This window comes from Robertkochia solimangrovi (assembly GCF_007279655.1).
In the GTDB taxonomy this organism is placed as follows: domain Bacteria; phylum Bacteroidota; class Bacteroidia; order Flavobacteriales; family Flavobacteriaceae; genus Robertkochia; species Robertkochia solimangrovi.
Map to the genome: position 1 here is coordinate 454976 of NZ_QKWN01000002.1, position 17353 is coordinate 472328.

General features: G+C 40.9%; 14 protein-coding genes. 3 read left to right on the plus strand and 11 right to left on the minus strand.

Annotated features, from left to right (window positions below; translation table 11 throughout):
- Positions 1-155: 155 nt before the first annotated feature.
- Positions 156-845: a fibronectin type III domain-containing protein gene (locus tag DMZ48_RS05925; RefSeq protein WP_143954192.1), complete on the minus strand. Its 690-nt coding sequence runs from the start codon at positions 843-845 to the stop codon at positions 156-158.
- Between the two features lie 409 nt (positions 846-1254).
- Here DMZ48_RS05925 and DMZ48_RS05930 point away from each other — a divergent pair, with 409 nt between their 5' ends.
- Positions 1255-2088: an OmpA/MotB family protein gene (locus DMZ48_RS05930; RefSeq protein ID WP_143954193.1), complete on the plus strand. Its 834-nt coding sequence runs from the start codon at positions 1255-1257 to the stop codon at positions 2086-2088.
- Between the two features lie 60 nt (positions 2089-2148).
- Here DMZ48_RS05930 and DMZ48_RS05935 read toward each other — a convergent pair whose 3' ends face one another.
- The 9 genes from DMZ48_RS05935 to aroC all read right to left on the minus strand — a co-directional run bounded on the left by DMZ48_RS05935 (position 2149) and on the right by aroC (position 12559).
- On the minus strand, positions 2149-2838 hold the full coding sequence (locus DMZ48_RS05935; RefSeq protein ID WP_143954194.1) for a hypothetical protein: 690 nt from the start codon (positions 2836-2838) through the stop codon (positions 2149-2151).
- A 148-nt stretch (positions 2839-2986) separates the two neighbouring features.
- A complete protein-coding gene (locus tag DMZ48_RS05940) occupies positions 2987-5458 on the minus strand; it encodes a zinc-dependent metalloprotease (protein ID WP_422395436.1) in 2472 nt (823 codons plus the stop codon).
- A 706-nt stretch (positions 5459-6164) separates the two neighbouring features.
- A complete protein-coding gene (locus DMZ48_RS05945) occupies positions 6165-6797 on the minus strand; it encodes a hypothetical protein (protein ID WP_242009136.1) in 633 nt (210 codons plus the stop codon).
- Positions 6798-6914: 117 nt separating this feature from the next.
- On the minus strand, positions 6915-8207 hold the full coding sequence (locus DMZ48_RS05950; protein ID WP_143954196.1) for a carboxypeptidase-like regulatory domain-containing protein: 1293 nt from the start codon (positions 8205-8207) through the stop codon (positions 6915-6917).
- 145 nt (positions 8208-8352) lie between these two features.
- Positions 8353-8754 (minus strand): hypothetical protein, encoded by a 402-nt coding sequence (locus DMZ48_RS05955; RefSeq protein ID WP_143954197.1) that lies wholly within the window; start codon positions 8752-8754, stop codon positions 8353-8355.
- A 109-nt stretch (positions 8755-8863) separates the two neighbouring features.
- Positions 8864-9235, minus strand: a complete 372-nt coding sequence (locus tag DMZ48_RS05960) for a response regulator (protein ID WP_143954198.1) — start codon at positions 9233-9235, stop codon at positions 8864-8866.
- Positions 9228-9596 carry a hypothetical protein gene (locus DMZ48_RS05965; protein ID WP_143954199.1) on the minus strand — a complete coding sequence of 123 codons (369 nt, stop codon included), beginning with the start codon at positions 9594-9596 and terminating at the stop codon, positions 9228-9230. The genes DMZ48_RS05960 and DMZ48_RS05965 overlap by 8 nt, the downstream gene beginning before the upstream one ends.
- A 429-nt stretch (positions 9597-10025) precedes the next feature.
- Positions 10026-11465, minus strand: a complete 1440-nt coding sequence (locus DMZ48_RS05970) for a dicarboxylate/amino acid:cation symporter (RefSeq protein ID WP_143954200.1) — start codon at positions 11463-11465, stop codon at positions 10026-10028.
- A 29-nt stretch (positions 11466-11494) separates the two neighbouring features.
- Positions 11495-12559, minus strand: coding sequence for a chorismate synthase (aroC, locus tag DMZ48_RS05975; RefSeq protein WP_143954201.1), 1065 nt, complete (start codon positions 12557-12559; stop codon positions 11495-11497).
- Between the two features lie 185 nt (positions 12560-12744).
- On the opposite strand from aroC, the gene DMZ48_RS05980 reads away from it, so the two are divergent.
- Positions 12745-13575, plus strand: a complete 831-nt coding sequence (locus DMZ48_RS05980) for a UDP-2,3-diacylglucosamine diphosphatase (protein WP_143954202.1) — start codon at positions 12745-12747, stop codon at positions 13573-13575.
- Positions 13576-13612: 37 nt separating this feature from the next.
- Positions 13613-14416 (plus strand): hypothetical protein, encoded by an 804-nt coding sequence (locus DMZ48_RS05985; protein WP_143954203.1) that lies wholly within the window; start codon positions 13613-13615, stop codon positions 14414-14416.
- On the opposite strand, the gene DMZ48_RS05990 is transcribed toward DMZ48_RS05985, so the two are convergent.
- Complete coding sequence (locus DMZ48_RS05990; protein ID WP_143954204.1) at positions 14413-17310, minus strand: FAD-binding and (Fe-S)-binding domain-containing protein; 2898 nt, start codon at positions 17308-17310, stop codon at positions 14413-14415. The two genes, DMZ48_RS05985 and DMZ48_RS05990, sit on opposite strands and share 4 nt — an antisense overlap.
- Between the last annotated feature and the right edge of the window lie 43 nt (positions 17311-17353).

Consider the following 17353-nt stretch of genomic DNA (forward strand, 5'->3'; position numbering starts at 1 on the left):
TTTCTGTTTTCGAACAATTATTAGTGGTATTTGAGGGATTATTGTTTTGTCCTATAATTTATATTATGTAAAATAGAAAATTTAGAAAGTAACGGAAATAACACCCTTCCTTCACCATTGTCACCAGTATCCTTATTGTAATTCGTATCAATAAACTAAAGATCAGTTTTAAAATACCAGATCGGACTTTTGTTTTCTGCACCGTCAAGATCTTTTGCGACTACGCGCCAATAATACACCGGTTTGCTTTCCAGACTTAAATGTAAACTCGTACCGCTTTGTCCGGTGCTTATCAGATAATCCGGCGGATAATTCTCTGAAAGAAATATATCGTACGTCAGCGGATCATCATCGATATCATAACAACTCCATTGTAACAATACAGCATTTGAACTAAGCGTATCATTTAAAACCGGACTTATCAATTCCGGTGCAAATGGCTTATAGTTCGCTAAAGTCGGATCATCGAGATAGATTTGCCGGTAGCCTGAAAAATCGCTGGTGTTGCGCATTTGATCCATGGCACGAACACGCCAGTAATACGGAACTCCTCGTTTCAGTTCTGTTTCATAGGAATTTGTTTCAGATCGATTTGAATAAAACAGATCCGTGAAGTCAATATTTCTGGATATCTGTAGATTGTAAGAAACACTCTCATGCTCCGGGTCTAACGACTCATCCCAACTGAATTCGACATTACCCCCTTTGATAAGCTCATAGTTATCAGGAGTGTTCAATTCTGGGATCGCTGGTGGTAAATTTTCCACCACTCCCGTATTGCCATCATCCGCACATGAAAAAAGCATGGCAGAAATTACCAGGTATAGTAGTTTAGGTTGTTTCACTTTGATTGGTATAATGCTTTTACACAGCTTTAAAGTGACTTATTTCCAGCAAAATAAACATTCAGTACGCGATTGCCATAAATTTCAGTCAAAATGCATTAAATCCGGAATAAACTGATATTTAAAGCATTACAAAGTCTTCCATTAATGTGTCAACCTTCCCTCCTGTTCGCACTATTTTTAAGGTATATTTTCTGTACCAAATGACGTTTATCGGCTATACATAACACTTAATCGATGAAATTTTATAAAAATTTTAACACCTCAATCAAACGCCGTAGAACTTTGATTATAATAGTGTTATCGGTGGATTAATCTGACAAAACCCCATATAATCCGGGATTTTGGACTTTCAATATGATCTGATCTTCCGATTTGACCGTAAGTATAACAAACTATAAATATCATTATGAAAAAACTATCAATCTCATTGCTTGCAGTTGTTTTGCTAGCATCTTGTGTATCGAAGAAGAAATACGTGGCCCTTCAGCAGGAAAACGGTGAAATTAAAAGTGAATTGACTAAAACCACCGTTGAAAAAGAAGAACTGGAACGTAAATTCGAAGCAATTCAGGCTCGTGTAGATGACTATAACTCTCGTATCAATTCCCTTACTGAAGAAAAGAACGGAATGCTTGTATCTGTTGAAGATGTAGCCGTGATGTCTGAAGACGCTAAAAAAGGAATGCGAGAGACTCTTAAAAACGTAGATCCTGCTGCGCTTAGTCAAGCTAAAACTCTTAAAGATTCTATGAATCTTGCTGTTTCTTATAACCTCCAGAAAAGTATCGATAGCAATGAACTTAATGAAGATGAGGATATCGCTATCAATATCGAAGAGACCGTAGTAATGATCTCTATTTCTGACAAGCTGCTTTTCAATACTGCCAGCTACAGAGTTAGTAATAAAGCTGATGATATCTTGAAGAAACTTGCTGACGTGATCAACTCTGAGCCAAGTGTTGAAGTAATGGTTGAAGGGCATACCGATGCCCGTACTATCCACAATGAAAAAGTTTCTGATAACTGGGATCTAAGTGTTCTTCGTGCGACTTCTGTAGTTCGTAAGTTGCAGAATGAGTTCGGTGTTGACCCGGCTAAACTGATCGCTTCTGGTCGTAGCAGCTACCATCCGGTTGCTGACAATGAAACCAAAGAGAATCGTTCTAAAAACAGAAGAACTCGTATCGTGATCCTTCCGAATATCGATAAGTTCTTTGCGCTTATGGCTTCAAACGAATAAGTATTTTATTGATTTTGATTATATGTCAGGGCTGTCTTCTATTTGGAAGGCAGCCTTTTTTTATTCCAGATTCTTCCGAAAGCTCTTCCGTACCGACATCATGATCTCCCGAATCTCATCGATGGTTACTTTTTGTACCAATGCGATCTCCTCGAAGTCCATTTTGCCGAACAAATAAAGATCCAGAATATTAGAAGTTTTTCTGGGCAACCATTTATACACCCGATGAATCGCGAGTCGCTTTTCAGTATCAAGTTTGATCGTATGATCTTTTTCGGCGATCATACTGACGATGTTCTTTTCGGTGTCATCATACAGAAATACTGGGCGCTCCCCTCCTTCCTGATGGTATGAGATATCATCGAGTTCATCCTTCATCACTATATCCTCCTCTGCATCCAGAAAATATTGTTCATCCATCATCTGCAGTTCTTTTTTGAGGATTTTACTGGTACTGACCGTGTCCTTGTGAAAGGATTCCTGTTTGTAAAGTTTGTTCAGCCGTTTTTCAACACAGGTAAATAACAGGATCTTAAGTTCCTTAAGGTTATTTACGGTTTCTCTTTTTTCATATAATCTGAGGATTGCATCATCCAGGAGTCCGCCTGCCTTATACATATTCTTTGGCACCACTCCAGAAGTCTCTGCAAGGAAAAGACGATGTTTGATATAAGGATAGATATCAGGTACTACACGTAATACCATCTTGCCGAAATCCACATCACTTAATTGCTTGAAATCAGTCTCCATTTTTAAGTGTATTTGAGTGTTTATGCGGTATAGCAAGGGAAAAATCGCTATACGTAAGATACATAATTTTGAGGACATTCCGGAAAAAAAGAAGCCCGGAAGCATTACTTCCGGGCTCTGAAATTTGAATCTTTTCAAGAAGACTTACCTATCCCTGAGGATTAAGAATAAGATCGATTCGCTCTTTAAGGTCTTGTAAATGATACTTGCTCATTCTGTCGGAAGTACGAGCGATACCTGAAGAAACCTGTCTGTTAAGGTTATTCAGTTCTGCTCTTACCACCGCTTTGATATCCGATTGACTTACGTCAACTTTACTGGATGAAAAACGTAAATCCTTCTGAGCTAAAAGCGCTCCTAATTCATCCACGTAGGCACGTTGAAGGTTTCTTCTATACGTGTCTATCGCACTTCCTCTGCTGAGTTCACTGAAGATACCCCCTCTAAGATCACTCATCATCTCGATCAGAGAATAAGCTTCTTTTCCGTTCAACGTTTCGTTTTCAATAATTCTGGCAAGACGACCCGGCTCTAAAAGATTACCAAGGGTACGTACCTGAAGCGTACGAATTCTTTCCACACTACCGTCGTGCTCGATCTTATCGGTGATATCCTTAACGATCATCCATTCCGGAGTTTTGAACAATTCATCCTGAAGGAATTCCATACATTTCTCCTGGTGTTCCTTAGGTACATGCGTATATACTGCACCATCCTGATCATAAGTCTTATAATACTCATAAACACCACCTATATTACTGGAAACATGTCCCATATAACGGTTATACTGCGCAAATACCTGCTCATATAGAGCCGCAAGATCATCATAGTTCTTTCCGTCTTCCTTCGTCCATTCGATAAGGTTCGGAACAATTCTCTTCAGGTTTGCAATACCGTATTCACTTGCTTTTACCGCATCGTCACCCAGATCCTCGGTCTGTGAGCTTGGATCGATTACGAAACGCTGCTGTCTTCCAAAACGATATAACGGATCGCCGTTGTGTTCCATGATCCAGCTGTCAAGAACCGGTTTTTCTTCTGTAGGTGATTTATCCAGTATCGGACGATACCCCCAACTGATTGCATATTTATCATAGATACCGATATTTGGCATCATCGAAACTCCTTCGTCACCTGGTTGTGCCACATAGTTAAAACGTGCGTAGTCCATGATCGATGGTGCAGTTCCGTACTTATTGGTAAAGGAAGCTGATCTTAGGCTGTCAACAGGATAAGCAACACTACTTCCCATATTGTGAGGCAGACCCAGTGTATGTCCTACTTCGTGTGAAGAAACGAAACGGATCAAACGCCCCATGATCTCATCTTTAAATGCCACACCTCTGGCATCAGGATTGATCGCAGCAGTCTGTACAAAATACCAGTTACGCAATAAGGTCATTACATTGTGGTACCAGTTGATATCTGACTCGATGATCTCTCCACTTCGCGGGTCACTGGTGTGTGGACCGTTCGCATTTGGGATTGGTGATGCGAGGTACCGTACTACTGAATAACGTGCATCTTCCGGAGACCAGTCAGGATCTTCTTCTGCAGTTGGAGGATCCTTAGCTAAAATTGCATTTTTGAATCCGGCAGCTTCAAAAGCAACCTGCCAGTCTTCGATACCTTCTTTGATATATTTTCTCCATTTTTCAGGAGTTGCTCTGTCGATATAATAAACGATCGGTTTAACCGGCTCTACCAGTTCTCCCCTTTTGAACTTTTCAATATCCTCTGGCTTTACCTCCAGTCTCCATCTGTCCAGATAGGTGATCGTTTTACTTTCCTGAGCCTCCAGACCGTAATCTACCTGTCCTCTGGCAAACCATCCAACACGCTGATCGAAATAACGTCTTTTCATCGGCTCTTTTGGAAGCAAAATCATAGAGTTACTCATTTCAATAGTAATAGATCCAACACTTGAATTGCTAGGAGGATTTCTGGATTCATAAGTCAGTACCTGACGCATTTCAACGTTGATCGGATAAGAACTTACTCTTTCGACATAACTTCTGTTCTTATCAAGACGGGTTACTTTGAAATTCTCACGGTAGTAACCCGGCATACCCAATGCCTGAACGTCGTCATTTAGGAAAGGAGTTGCCTCAACTACAGTACTTGTAGAATCCTTACCCAGCGCTTTGATATCAAAACTGTAAAGGATCGGCGCAAAGTTAGAATTGTTCACCGCTTCGTGGATAGGAAGTGAATCTGCCGCATAGACATTATAAGAAATCACCTTTAGGTTAACTTTCTTATTTTTCTTTTCCCATCTCAAGACCTGTGTGTTGGCCTTACCTCCACCGAAACCAAGGTTACTCGCAGTCTTGGCTATACGGCTTACCATCAGCATATCTCTGTTGAATAAGCTGTCCGGAATCTCGTAGTAGTATTTATCCTTTACTTCATGAACGGTGAAGAGTCCGTCATCACTTTTTGCATCTTTCGTAATGACCTGACCATAAGGTAGAATTCCGTCTTTTGGAGGTTGTTTTTTTTGTTCTGATTTTTCGGCTTCTTTCTTTTTCTTCTTCCCGAACAACTGAGCATGTGCATCAGGAGTAGCAGCTAAAAGAAAACAAACCATAAAAAACACATAGTGTAGATTTCTTTTCATTTATACTTTAAATTTTAGTTATTCAAATAACTTCTTTTTTACGGAAAAAAATTGTTAATATCTTCTTAACTTATTAATATTTAAGAAATATAAATCCGTTACTCTTAACGTTATATAGGACATATAACCATAATACTACGCACCCATCACTAAGTCACAATATCACCGTCGCACAGAATTAGCTCACTACTAACCCAGTGTGGATCCCGCCTTCAGCCTGCGGCGAAGGGGGAATGTCTCCCGATAGCAATCGGGACTCCTGCTTGCAGCGGTGTCGGGTTCTTCGCTATTCAGGCCCTTTAGCCTTCGGCTATAAGTTTGATCAACTTTGTGTATCTATTATGTTACCAAAGGCAACATTTTGAAAAAATCAAAAAAATACTATAAATAGCGATCCTTGCATCGCAATTTATAATAAGTTTTAGTCAGCATGTCCCAACATTAATAAATTTACATAACAAAAAACGTCACTCAAGCATCATCGTGCGTCAGCACTATGATCGCGGCGACACTTCTCGCGGGCGAAGCCAGAGAATCGACACTCGACGAATGCGCAGCAAAGGAGATCGACACTGGGTTAGTTGTGACACAGTTCTCTGCAACGTCAACATTGTGACTTAGTGATGGGTGTGTAGAAACCTGATAGTGCTAGTCAGTGATAAAGTAAGTAAGTGATGAGTGGGGAGTGATCGAAGAAGCGACTATATTAATTATCTTTTACGATGATCATTGTGGCCTTTACGCCGGTAGAAAGATTCCATTCATTAGCGGAAATCAGTTGTCCCTGGTCATCGAAGACGGCCAATGCAGCAGTATTTGGACCCGAGCTTCCCTGATTGAGCGCCTGGAATTCTATTTTATTGAATCCTTTTTCAAGATCGACATAAATGCCACGATAGGTAGCATCGAGCAATACGTTTGGTTGTACGACTATATCATTGACAATGATACGGACCCGGTCACCATCGACATACTGGTGATCACGACAAACTATTTTGACGAACTTACCATTATTTCTAAAATCACCCAGGAACTGAGTGGTCGTGGCACCCATTTTCTTTTCCTCTTCAGGATTACCGGTATTACCTCTTTTTTTGAATTTACGATTTGCATCCAGAAATTCTTCTACTTTCATAAATTCATCGGCATCATCCATGGAAAATAAAGAAGTTGCATTGGAATTGTTATTTCTACTGAGCAGGTCAGTATTGAACATACTTTTTTCGGTTCCGGTACTATTACTTCCTCCTTCAATCTTTATGGGAGTTTTAGGCATTTCAACCTGTCCCCACATAAAAGTGGCAGATAATAATACGATGATGGAAAATATTTTTTTCATTGTTTGTATGTTCAGTACTTACTGGTGGTTCATAAAAATACGCACCATAATTATGCCAAAACCATTAAGGTTTGTTAAAATCGCTCTAAAGCTACAAAAAAAGGAAGAATACACTAGTTACCCTTCCTCTCTTTTGAGTTGACGTTGAATTTTATTGATGGCCGACTCTATTGACTTTTCAGGCTCAATCACATTATACGCACCCCAGAATTCCGGATCAGAGAAGCCTGCTGCCTCATCGGATATAATGACAGTAGGACTCAGACGATCTCTGGGTTTCACTTCCCTTCCGGTGCCATCGACCTCCCAGTCTGTGACCGCCATTTCACTACTCACATAATATTTCGAATTGAAAAGCTTGCCTTTTTTATCCACAACAAATGCCAGTTGTACATTTGCGTATCCGAAGTACCATTTACCATCCTTTATTCTATAATCGACACGATAAGCTGCTTCCGTTGGATAAACATCTGTTCTCGGCGGTTTTCTGGCAACCAGTAATTCACTGGCGAGTTGTCGATTCTCCAGATTCAGATTGAAAACTGCACTGGTAAGAGCGGTAGACTCTGCATCGATATAAAGTTTGCCATAGAAAAGCGGATCGATGATATTTTCCCGCTGCCTAAAATTAACCACATAAACGGGTTTATCATTGATAAGCGTGGATTGATCAAAACTAAAAGTGTAATTATCGATAAGCTCATCGGTAAAAATATAATCGGTATATTTCATCACGTCGATATACAATGGTGTAAAAGGTCCTCCCTGTAATTTTAACGCAACGGTATCCAAACGACTGTAATTGGTGCTCTTTCTGGATTTAAAGAGTTGTATGATATCTCTACGGGCCGAAGTATATGGCTGCTTGTAGATATACGCTACTGCTTCCGATAATGAAGCATCCCTCCTTCTTTTCTTGATAGTTTCCCGGTAAAAAGCGGTCATTTTCACAGGTACATCGAGATAGTTACTGCCTTTATTCTTCAGCATCTTTCGGACAAGTCCTATAGCATCTTTTGGGGTTGAGAGACTCACCTCCTCCAACTCGATGGTAGAGGGTTCCAACTCGATAAGATTTCCGTTCCTTTGGAATTTATTCAGACTTAGCGTCTTGGACTGATAGCCGAGAAAATTGATCAGTACATTACCTTCCGACATATCTACCGGAACTTTAAGCGAGAACTCCCCCTCGGTATTGGTAATCGTACTGATATTGGTGTTCATAACGGTAAGTGTAGCAAAGACCAATTCCGTGCCAGTCGCACTATCGACGATCTTTCCTTTGAACTCCTTGAACTTTAAAGTATCCACATCGGTATCCTGAGGAAATACGAACATTGGAAACAGCATAGTAAAACATAACAAACATGAGATCATCGTTTGTTTAGTAAGTGACGCCAGCGAATTCATAATTATTAATCAGTTAAAAATTGTATAGAAAAGATACAAAATTTTCAATAAATTAAGTACTTTACTGACAATAAAAAAACCCCGCTGACATACCTTCAGCGGGGTTAATTCCAAAAACTAATCTCAAAAGTTACTCTCCCGATGCCTAACAGGCAACCGGATTGTGCTGCAGCCTGCTTTGCTGCATTTCTATTGACCGGATCACCAGTGGGTATTCAGAAACGAACAGGTTGAACAGCTTGATAATGTTGCCCATGTTCTCCTTGTAGTAGCTTAATTGCTCCATTTGAAGCACCAGCTCCAGGAGGCCAAAGGCACGCATTAACTCGAGTCCGACCTTAACCTTGTGGGATGTCATATAAATACCGGTAAAGTCATAAGAGGAAATGAAAAATGCCGTTTGTTCGACATATTCAGCGATACTCTCTTTGAACAATGTGATGATCTCGTTCAGGTATTCGATTTCACCATAGCAATCTTCCAGAACGATACTCATATCCGGAAGCTTTGTTTTAAAGGTAGGTTCAGGTAAGATTTGCAGGCTCATTTAATTTATTATTTAGGTTAAGTAGTGAGTGGATTTGGGGATTCACTCACTTTATTTCTATCCTAAAATTAGGTCTATTTTTTAGTTCGAAAAATTAATTGTTGTGTATTCACGAATTCTGTATGTGAAATTCAAATGCTACAGTTTCAATCATTTCCAAACAAACATTCGGTTCAACAGGCTTCCAAAGAACACCTGAAACCTTCTCTTCTGAAAGGATAAAATTCACAGGTTGTTCCCGGCTGTCTCTGATAAGAATCACAGGGATATTCCCTGCCCTTTCAGCAAACCGATCTGGGGTCATGTAGGGTAAGCGGTTACTCAGTAAAATAAGATCGGGGCTGATCTCCTTTAAATATTCCATAGCTTGTTTTCCATTTCCGGCGGTGACCACTTTGTACCCGGAGTTTTTAAGTCTAAAAGCCAACAGGGTAGCTTGCATTCGGTCTTCATCCGCCAGTAAGATAATTTTTTTAGCCATGTAGTTTTTCCACTTGTTTTTTTAATTCATCCCGCACATGCAGGTATTCTCCTTTAAAATCTGATATCAATGTTTCAACATAGATCAATGCGTCGAGTTGCTGACATTCGTAATCGATCATATCCAGATAATCGAGTAAGCTGTTCGCTTCGATCATCAACAGACCAGTCTTCAGTTTACCACCGGCTCTTACAATCGAAAACCGGTCTTTTGCCTTGATATACATCGCTACTGAAGCAAGGTACTCTTCAACACTCTCGTTGAATATTTTTATCAGCTTTTCAATATGTTCCAGATCTCCAAGACAATCATCGCGGAGTCTGGAAATATTAGCGCTTAAAACCTTCGATCTCGTACTCACTTATATCGTTTTTATTGGTAACCGTTTGGGGTCGGTTGCGTTAAACTATAAGACAGGCACTAAAGGAACGTTGTTCAATCTTCCGGTTACATCATAAAAAAACTTCCGGATTTTAGCCCGGAAGCTTTCTCTAAGTAGGATTCAGGTAAGATTTGTAGGTTCATTTAGTTGGGGTTAAAAAACTCCACATCGCTGTGTAGTTTCATTTTGTTAGACTAAAAATATAGGGTTAAAACGGGATGAAAAATATTTTGTTGTGTACACCTCATTTTTGTATGTCAAAACAGTTCGGATTGAAGAATAGAAGCGAACCAGTTTTCAAAAAACCTACATTAGTAAAATCGTATTAATAAAATAAAGCGATGAAAGATAAGGCCTTCATCGCTTTTAAGATTTATTGCAAGCTGATTATCAGCTAAATATGATTTTTTAAGCAGGATTCTTCACCTTCTCTGGTTTTCCGGGATACTTAAACATTCCTTCACTCTTTGCGATCACTGAAGAAACCGTTGCATCTCCCGTAACGTTTACAACCGTACGGCACATATCCAGGATTCGGTCTACCGGAAGAATAATCGCGATCCATCCCGGATTTAGTCCAACCGATTGCAGCACAATAATGAGCATTACCAGTCCGGCACTCGGTACCGCTGCAGACCCGATCGAAGCCAGGGTAGCTGTAAGAACGATCGTTAGCTGTTGTGCCAGGGTAAGGTCGATCATATGTAATTGTGCAAGGAACACAACCGCTACCGCCTGATATAAACAGGTACCATCCATATTAACTGTTGCCCCTATAGGAAGCACAAAACTTGTGATCTTATTATCAACACCGAGATTATCTTCTACACATTCCATCGTAACCGGAAGGGTTGCCGCACTGCTAGAAGTAGAGAACGCCAATGCCTGTGCCGGACTTATTGCCTTGAAAAAACCGGTATACGAAACCGCTCTGACGAAAATTTTAAAAATCAAAGGATAAACGATGAAGATCATCAGTACCAACCCTAAGAAAACCGTAAGTGAATACCAGCTCAAACCTTTAAAGATCTCTACGACTTTCCCCAGATCATCCCCCGCCATCTTACTAACTACACCTGCAAGTAAGGCGAATACAAAAAATGGTGCGGCTCGCATAACGATATCAACCATTTTGAGGAAGATCTCCATAACTCCTTCGATAAAGGCATTTACAGGCGCTGCTTTTTCTGCGGGTATGAACAACAGGCTAATGCCAAAGAACAAGGCAAAGAATATCACTTGAAGCATGAGTCCGTTGTCTGCCAGGGAAGTGAAAATGTTTACCGGAACTATATCCACCAAAGGCTGTAAAGGTCCCGCATCTTTGGTTTCGCTGGCGGTTTCCATCTTCTCGCTTACCGTGGCATTATGCAGTTCCGCTCTGGAAAGATCGGAGATTTCCTGAGCCCTTTCCATAAATGCAGGATCCTTTAGGTAGTTGATACCATCTTTAATTTCCAGATTTTGGGAAGCTGCCCAGAGTTCATAGCTAATGCGGTTATCGATACGGCTTTGTTCATCGATCAGTTTACCCGGTTTGATCACATTTACCAGTAACAATCCGAGTCCTACAGCAAAGATTGTAGTCAGAAGATAGGCCAGTAAGGTCTTACCTCCCATTCTTCCGAGACTTGATGGGTCTCCAATATTCGCAACCCCGTTGATAATAGAGAACAATACCAGTGGTACTGCGATCAGCTTTAACAGGTTGATGAAGATCGTCCCGAAAGGTGCTATCCAGTTCACAGTGAATTCGCTCCAGCCAAAAAGACTGGATATAACTGCCCAGATAATACCCAAAGCGAGTCCGATGATAATTTGCCAGTGTAAAGCGATCTTTAATTTCATGTAGTTCAGGTTTAGTCAGGTTAAATACTTTATAATTTATTGGTTCGTTTGATCAGCAAGTGATCTGCGAGTACCAATGCTGCCATTGCTTCCACAATAGGAACAGCTCTGGGCACAACGCAAGGGTCATGTCTTCCTTTTCCGGTCATCTCCACCTCATTACCCTGATTATCGATAGTAGGCTGTGTTTGCATGATTGTAGCTACTGGCTTGAAAGCAACACGGAAATAGATGTCCATACCGTTACTGATCCCACCCTGAATACCCCCGGAATAATTGGTTTGGGTACTACCATCCGGGTTGTAACGGTCATTATGTTCACTACCTTTCATTTTGGATCCGGCGAAACCACTTCCATATTCAAAGCCCTTCACGGCATTGATCGACAACATTGCCTTTCCCAGATCGGCATGCAACTTATCAAAGGCCGGTTCTCCGAGTCCGACTTCCAGGTTCCTGATCACACAGGTCACGACCCCTCCAACGGTATCTCCCTGTTTACGGATCTCTTTGATATATTTTTCCATTTTATTCGCCATCTCAGGATCAGGACAACGAACGATATTATTTTCTGCTTCTGAAATCGTCAACTCCTGATACGGGGTTGTAAGTTCTAAATCTCCTACGGAAGAAACAAAGGCCTCTACAGTTACACCTTTTAGCACCTGCTTGGCAATAGCCCCTGCGACCACCCTGCTGGCAGTTTCTCTGGCAGAACTTCTCCCTCCCCCGCGATAATCGCGGAAACCATATTTCTGATCATAGACATAATCCGCATGAGAAGGACGGTAGCTATCTTTAATATGTGAATAATCATGGGATTTTTGATTTGTATTTTCAATAACAAATCCAATAGGAGTTCCTGTCGTCTTCCCTTCGAATACACCGGAAAGTACTCTCACTTCATCCGGTTCTTTTCTTTGAGTCACGATCGCAGACTGCCCCGGTTTTCTTCGGTCCAGATCTTTTTGAATTAAGCTAAGGTCCAGTTCCACACCGGCCGGACAACCGTCTATTACTCCACCAAGTGCCTCACCATGCGACTCTCCGAAAGTTGTAAGCGTAAATAGGGTTCCGAAGGAATTTCCTGCCATGAAATATGATTTTGAACAAAAATATATTTTAATGCCTATAAACAAAAATTAATTTCAGCTAAAGATCACTTAATATGAAAGTTGATCTCGTTAAGTTTTTTTAACGTTCTTCTCATCTATATTTAATTCACAGGTAATACTCTCCTAACAAAGGTTCCTTTCTTTAGCTAAAAGATTCTTAGACATTGAGAAAACGAAAAGTTGAAGTCGTAGTAATTTCGGATGTACACCTCGGTACCTATGGTTGTCATGCCGGTGAACTACTCTCCTATTTAAACAGTATAAACCCGGAAAAACTGGTATTGAACGGTGATATCATCGACATCTGGCAATTTCGTAAACGCTTCTTCCCGAAAACACACCTGCAGGTCATCAAAAAGATCATCGACCTTTCCACAAAAGGCACGGAAGTATATTATATCACCGGTAATCATGATGAGATGCTGAGAAAATTCAGTGATGTATCTATGGGAAATATCCATATCGTCGATAAACTCATCCTTAAAATGAATGGCAGCAAGGCCTGGATCTTTCACGGTGACGTATTCGATGCTTCCATACAACATACCAAATGGATCGCTAAGCTTGGCGGATGGGGCTATGATATGCTGATCCTGTTGAACAGAATGATCAATTGGGTGCTAGTTCGGATGGGAAGAGAAAAGTATTCCCTTTCTAAAAAGATAAAGAACAGCGTTAAAAAGGCTGTGAAATACGTGGCAGACTTCGAAAAGGTAGCTGCAGACCTCGCCATTGATAATGGTTATAAGTTTGTGATCTGCGGTCATATTCATCAGCCACAGATGGTTCGGAAGGTCAACAAACAGGGCACCTGCTTATATATGAATTCCGGTGACTGGATAGAAAATCTTACCGCTCTTGAATATCAGAACAAGAGATGGGAACTCTATCATTTTCATGAAGATAAACTGACTCCCTTTTACAGCGATGAAGATCTGAAAGGAATGAATTACAAGGAATTGCTTGCAGCAATAACTATAACCGGTAAGAAATAAGCCGTTTTTTTATTACCTTAACGAAAAATAATTACTTATGAACCAAAGTGTTAGATTTTTCGTTATCGTGATCTCCCTTACGCTCTTCGCCTGTTCAGATAGTGATGATGGTAGCACACCCGAAACTCCGGAACCCAAAGGAGATTATTTTCCTCTGTCCGTAAATAATTACTGGACCTATGATGTAGAAGCAAACGAACCAGGTATAGATAGTCTGTATATTTCCAAGGACAGTACCATAAATAACCTGTCATATGCAAAATTTGAAGCCCGGGATCCGGATTACGGATACTTCACCAGGGTTTTGAATACGAATTTTGTGAGAACGGAAGATGACAAAGCATATCTCTATGGAGAACTTAAAGGGATCATCCCCTATGTGGAAGAATCGAGCATCATGCTGGATAATGTGGTATTATATGACATGGAAATGGAGATCGGTGATGTTATGTACGAATCTGAAGGAACCACAAGCGGGGAATATGATGGAAATACGATCGAAATGGAATATAAGGTCACCACGGTACTGGAAAATATCTATAGTTCATACACGGTTAACAATGTAGCTTATGCCGATGTGATGCAAAGCAGGATGACACTTACCGCAAAAGCCGCAGTTGTAACCATAGTAAACGGTGTTCCGGTAACTCTCCCGGTAATGACCGAACAGGAAATAGCCGATGTCAGTCTGTTCTTTGCCCCTGAGGTAGGAATGATTCGCTCAGACGCAGATATTTCCTGGGAATTGGTAAATACCGAACTCGTAGACCCCAATCTTTCTTCTAGCTATTCGGAAACTAGCTCACAAACTTTGATCGGTTACATGGTTGCTCCTGATTAAACAAGTGCTTCCTTCAGAATTTGTATCGGATGCTTCGCATCCCGAGAGGTTCCATCTTTGATCTGATGACGGCAACTGGTACCATTCGCTGCTATAATCGTTTCAACAGGTGCTTTACGAACGGCAGGAAACAATCTTTGTTCACCGATCTTCATGCTTACTTCATAATGTTCCGATTCATAGCCAAAAGATCCCGCCATACCGCAACATCCGGCATTGATCATCGTAACTTTATAATTTGCCGGCAATGACAAAATATCAAATGTACATTTGATATCAGAAAGCGATTTCTGATGGCAGTGAACATGATATTTAATTTCCTTACTGTTGTCGGTAAAAACAGCGGTGTCGATTACACCAGCTTTTTTCTCTGCCGCCAAAAACTCCTCTGCAAGGAAACTGTTCTTCGCCAGATTTTTGGCAAAGGTCAAATCTTCCGCCATTCTAAGATATTCGTCACGAAAGGTCAGAATCGCAGAAGGTTCCAGTCCGATGACCGGAATCTCATTCTTTATGAGTTTCTTTAAATTAAGAATATTCTCATCCGCACATTTTTTTGCCTGCTCCAGAAATCCTTTTGAAATAAAACTACGCCCGCTCTCTCCATAGAATAAGGTGATGGAATATCCTAAACCGGTAAAGAGATCGATTGCATCCTTTCCCAAACGCACATCCATATACCTCGTGAATTCATCGATGTACAATATGATCTCCTTTTTCACATATGCACCCACACTTCTGCTTTCCAGGTATTTATCAAAATCAAATCGGTATGTTTTCGGCAGATTTCGTTGCTCTGCTACCCCTAAAAATCGTTTCAATAAATAGCTGCCTAATTTGTTTTGAACCAATGCTGGTGCAATTAAGCTAATCTTATTCAATTGTGTATTATAAGCAAAGGCCCTGTCCCGAATACTTGCACCGTTTTCCTTATGATACTGATAGAGTAATTCCGATTTAAATGCCGCTGCATCCACGCCACTGGGACATTCACTTGCACAAGCTTTACAACTCAAACACAGGTCGAACACCTGCTTTAGAGATTCATCATTAAATCTATTGGTATGTGTATTGGTCGTCAGTATTTCTCGAAGCGTATTAGCCCTGGCTCTGGTCGTATCCTTTTCATCCCTGGTAGCATGATAACTCGGACACATGGCTCCGTTCGACAGATGTGATTTTCTGCAATCCCCACTACCATTACAGCGTTCGGCAGCTCTGAGAACCCCCTCAGAATCTGAAAAATCCAGAAATGTTTCTATTTCAGGTTCGTCCCGGTCGGTTTCATACCTGAGGTCGGCATCCATTTTAACTGCATGAACGATTTTTCCGGGGTTAAATATACCTTTAGGATCAAAGACCGATTTTAGTCGTTTTAACAATTCAAGATTTTTCGATCCAATCATCAATTCGATGAATTCTGAACGAACACGCCCTTCACCATGCTCTCCCGACATAACTCCACCATATTTCTTGACAAGGTTTGCTACATCCGTAGTAATCTGACGAAACATTTTTACATCGGAGGAAATCTTGAGATCGAGAATCGGACGTAAATGCAACTCTCCTGCTCCGGCATGTGCATAATACACAGCATTCTGCCCATAATTGTCCATGATTCCGGAAAATTCCCGAATATAATCACTCAAATCTTTGATATTTACAGCAGTATCTTCTATACAAGCAACTGCCTTTCTATCTCCGACCAAATTTCCCAGGAGTCCCAGTCCGGCTTTACGCAATTCAAAAGCCTTTTCAGTGTCCTCTCCATAAAGCACAGGATACGCATAGGCCAACCTTTGTTCTTCCAGTAATTTTAGCAATGATGCTTTTTGGGTCTCCAAAACATTCAGGTCTTCATTACGAAGTTCCAGCAATAAGATCGCCTGAGGATCACCTTCTATAAAGAATCTGTTCGGCAATTGACCTTTATTGCTCTTTGTGCAATCCAGGATCACCTTATCCATCATTTCACAGGCATAGAGATCATGTTGCATCACTTCATATACAGCACTGCAACAATCTGCCACACTATTGAAATGAGCCGCAATAACCAGATCATTTACCGGAGGTAGCGCATCGAGCTCAAGGGTTATTCCTGCTATAAACCCGAGAGTACCCTCACTACCGGCAAGTAACTTACTCAGATTATATGGAGTTCCATTTCCACTGAAAGGATCCATATCCAATAAAGCATCGATGGCATATCCCGTATTACGCCGATGGATCTTTGGATCAGGGTATCCGGAACGGATTTCTTTTCGGGTTTCTTCTTTAGATAATTCTGAATCGATAAATCGATAAACCTCCCCTTCCAGAGAGTCCAAACTCAATTTAGCCTTGTACTCCACAGGAGAAAGATCCTTCAGAGTGATCAGGGAACCATCGGCAAGAACCAGATCCAGAGCAATCACCTTATCCCGGGTCACTCCATATTTAATTGAAGTTGAACCGGAGGAATTATTTCCAACCATACCTCCTATCATGCAGCGGTTCGAGGTCGAGGTGTTCGGTCCGAAGAACAAACCGTATGGCTTGAGGTACATATTGAGTTCGTCCCTGATAATACCCGGTTCGACCTTCACCGTCTTTGCCTGAGTATCGAGGCTCAACACATTCGTGAAATATTTAGAAATATCGATAATCAGTCCTTCCCCCACACATTGCCCGGCCAGGGAAGTTCCTGCTGCTCTTGGGATGATTGGAATTTCATGAAGATTACAATAGGAAATTATTTTCTTAAGATCCCCGATGTTTTTTGGGTAAGCGACTCCCAGCGGTAATTGTCTGTAAACCGAAGCATCCGTAGCATACAAAATCTGATGAAGCTTATCAGTTAATAATGAGCCATCCAAAGAATTTTTCAGACGATTCAGGTTTACTTTAGTAATCATTTAACAGGAATTCTAAGATTTAACCAGTACTTTAGTGTTACAA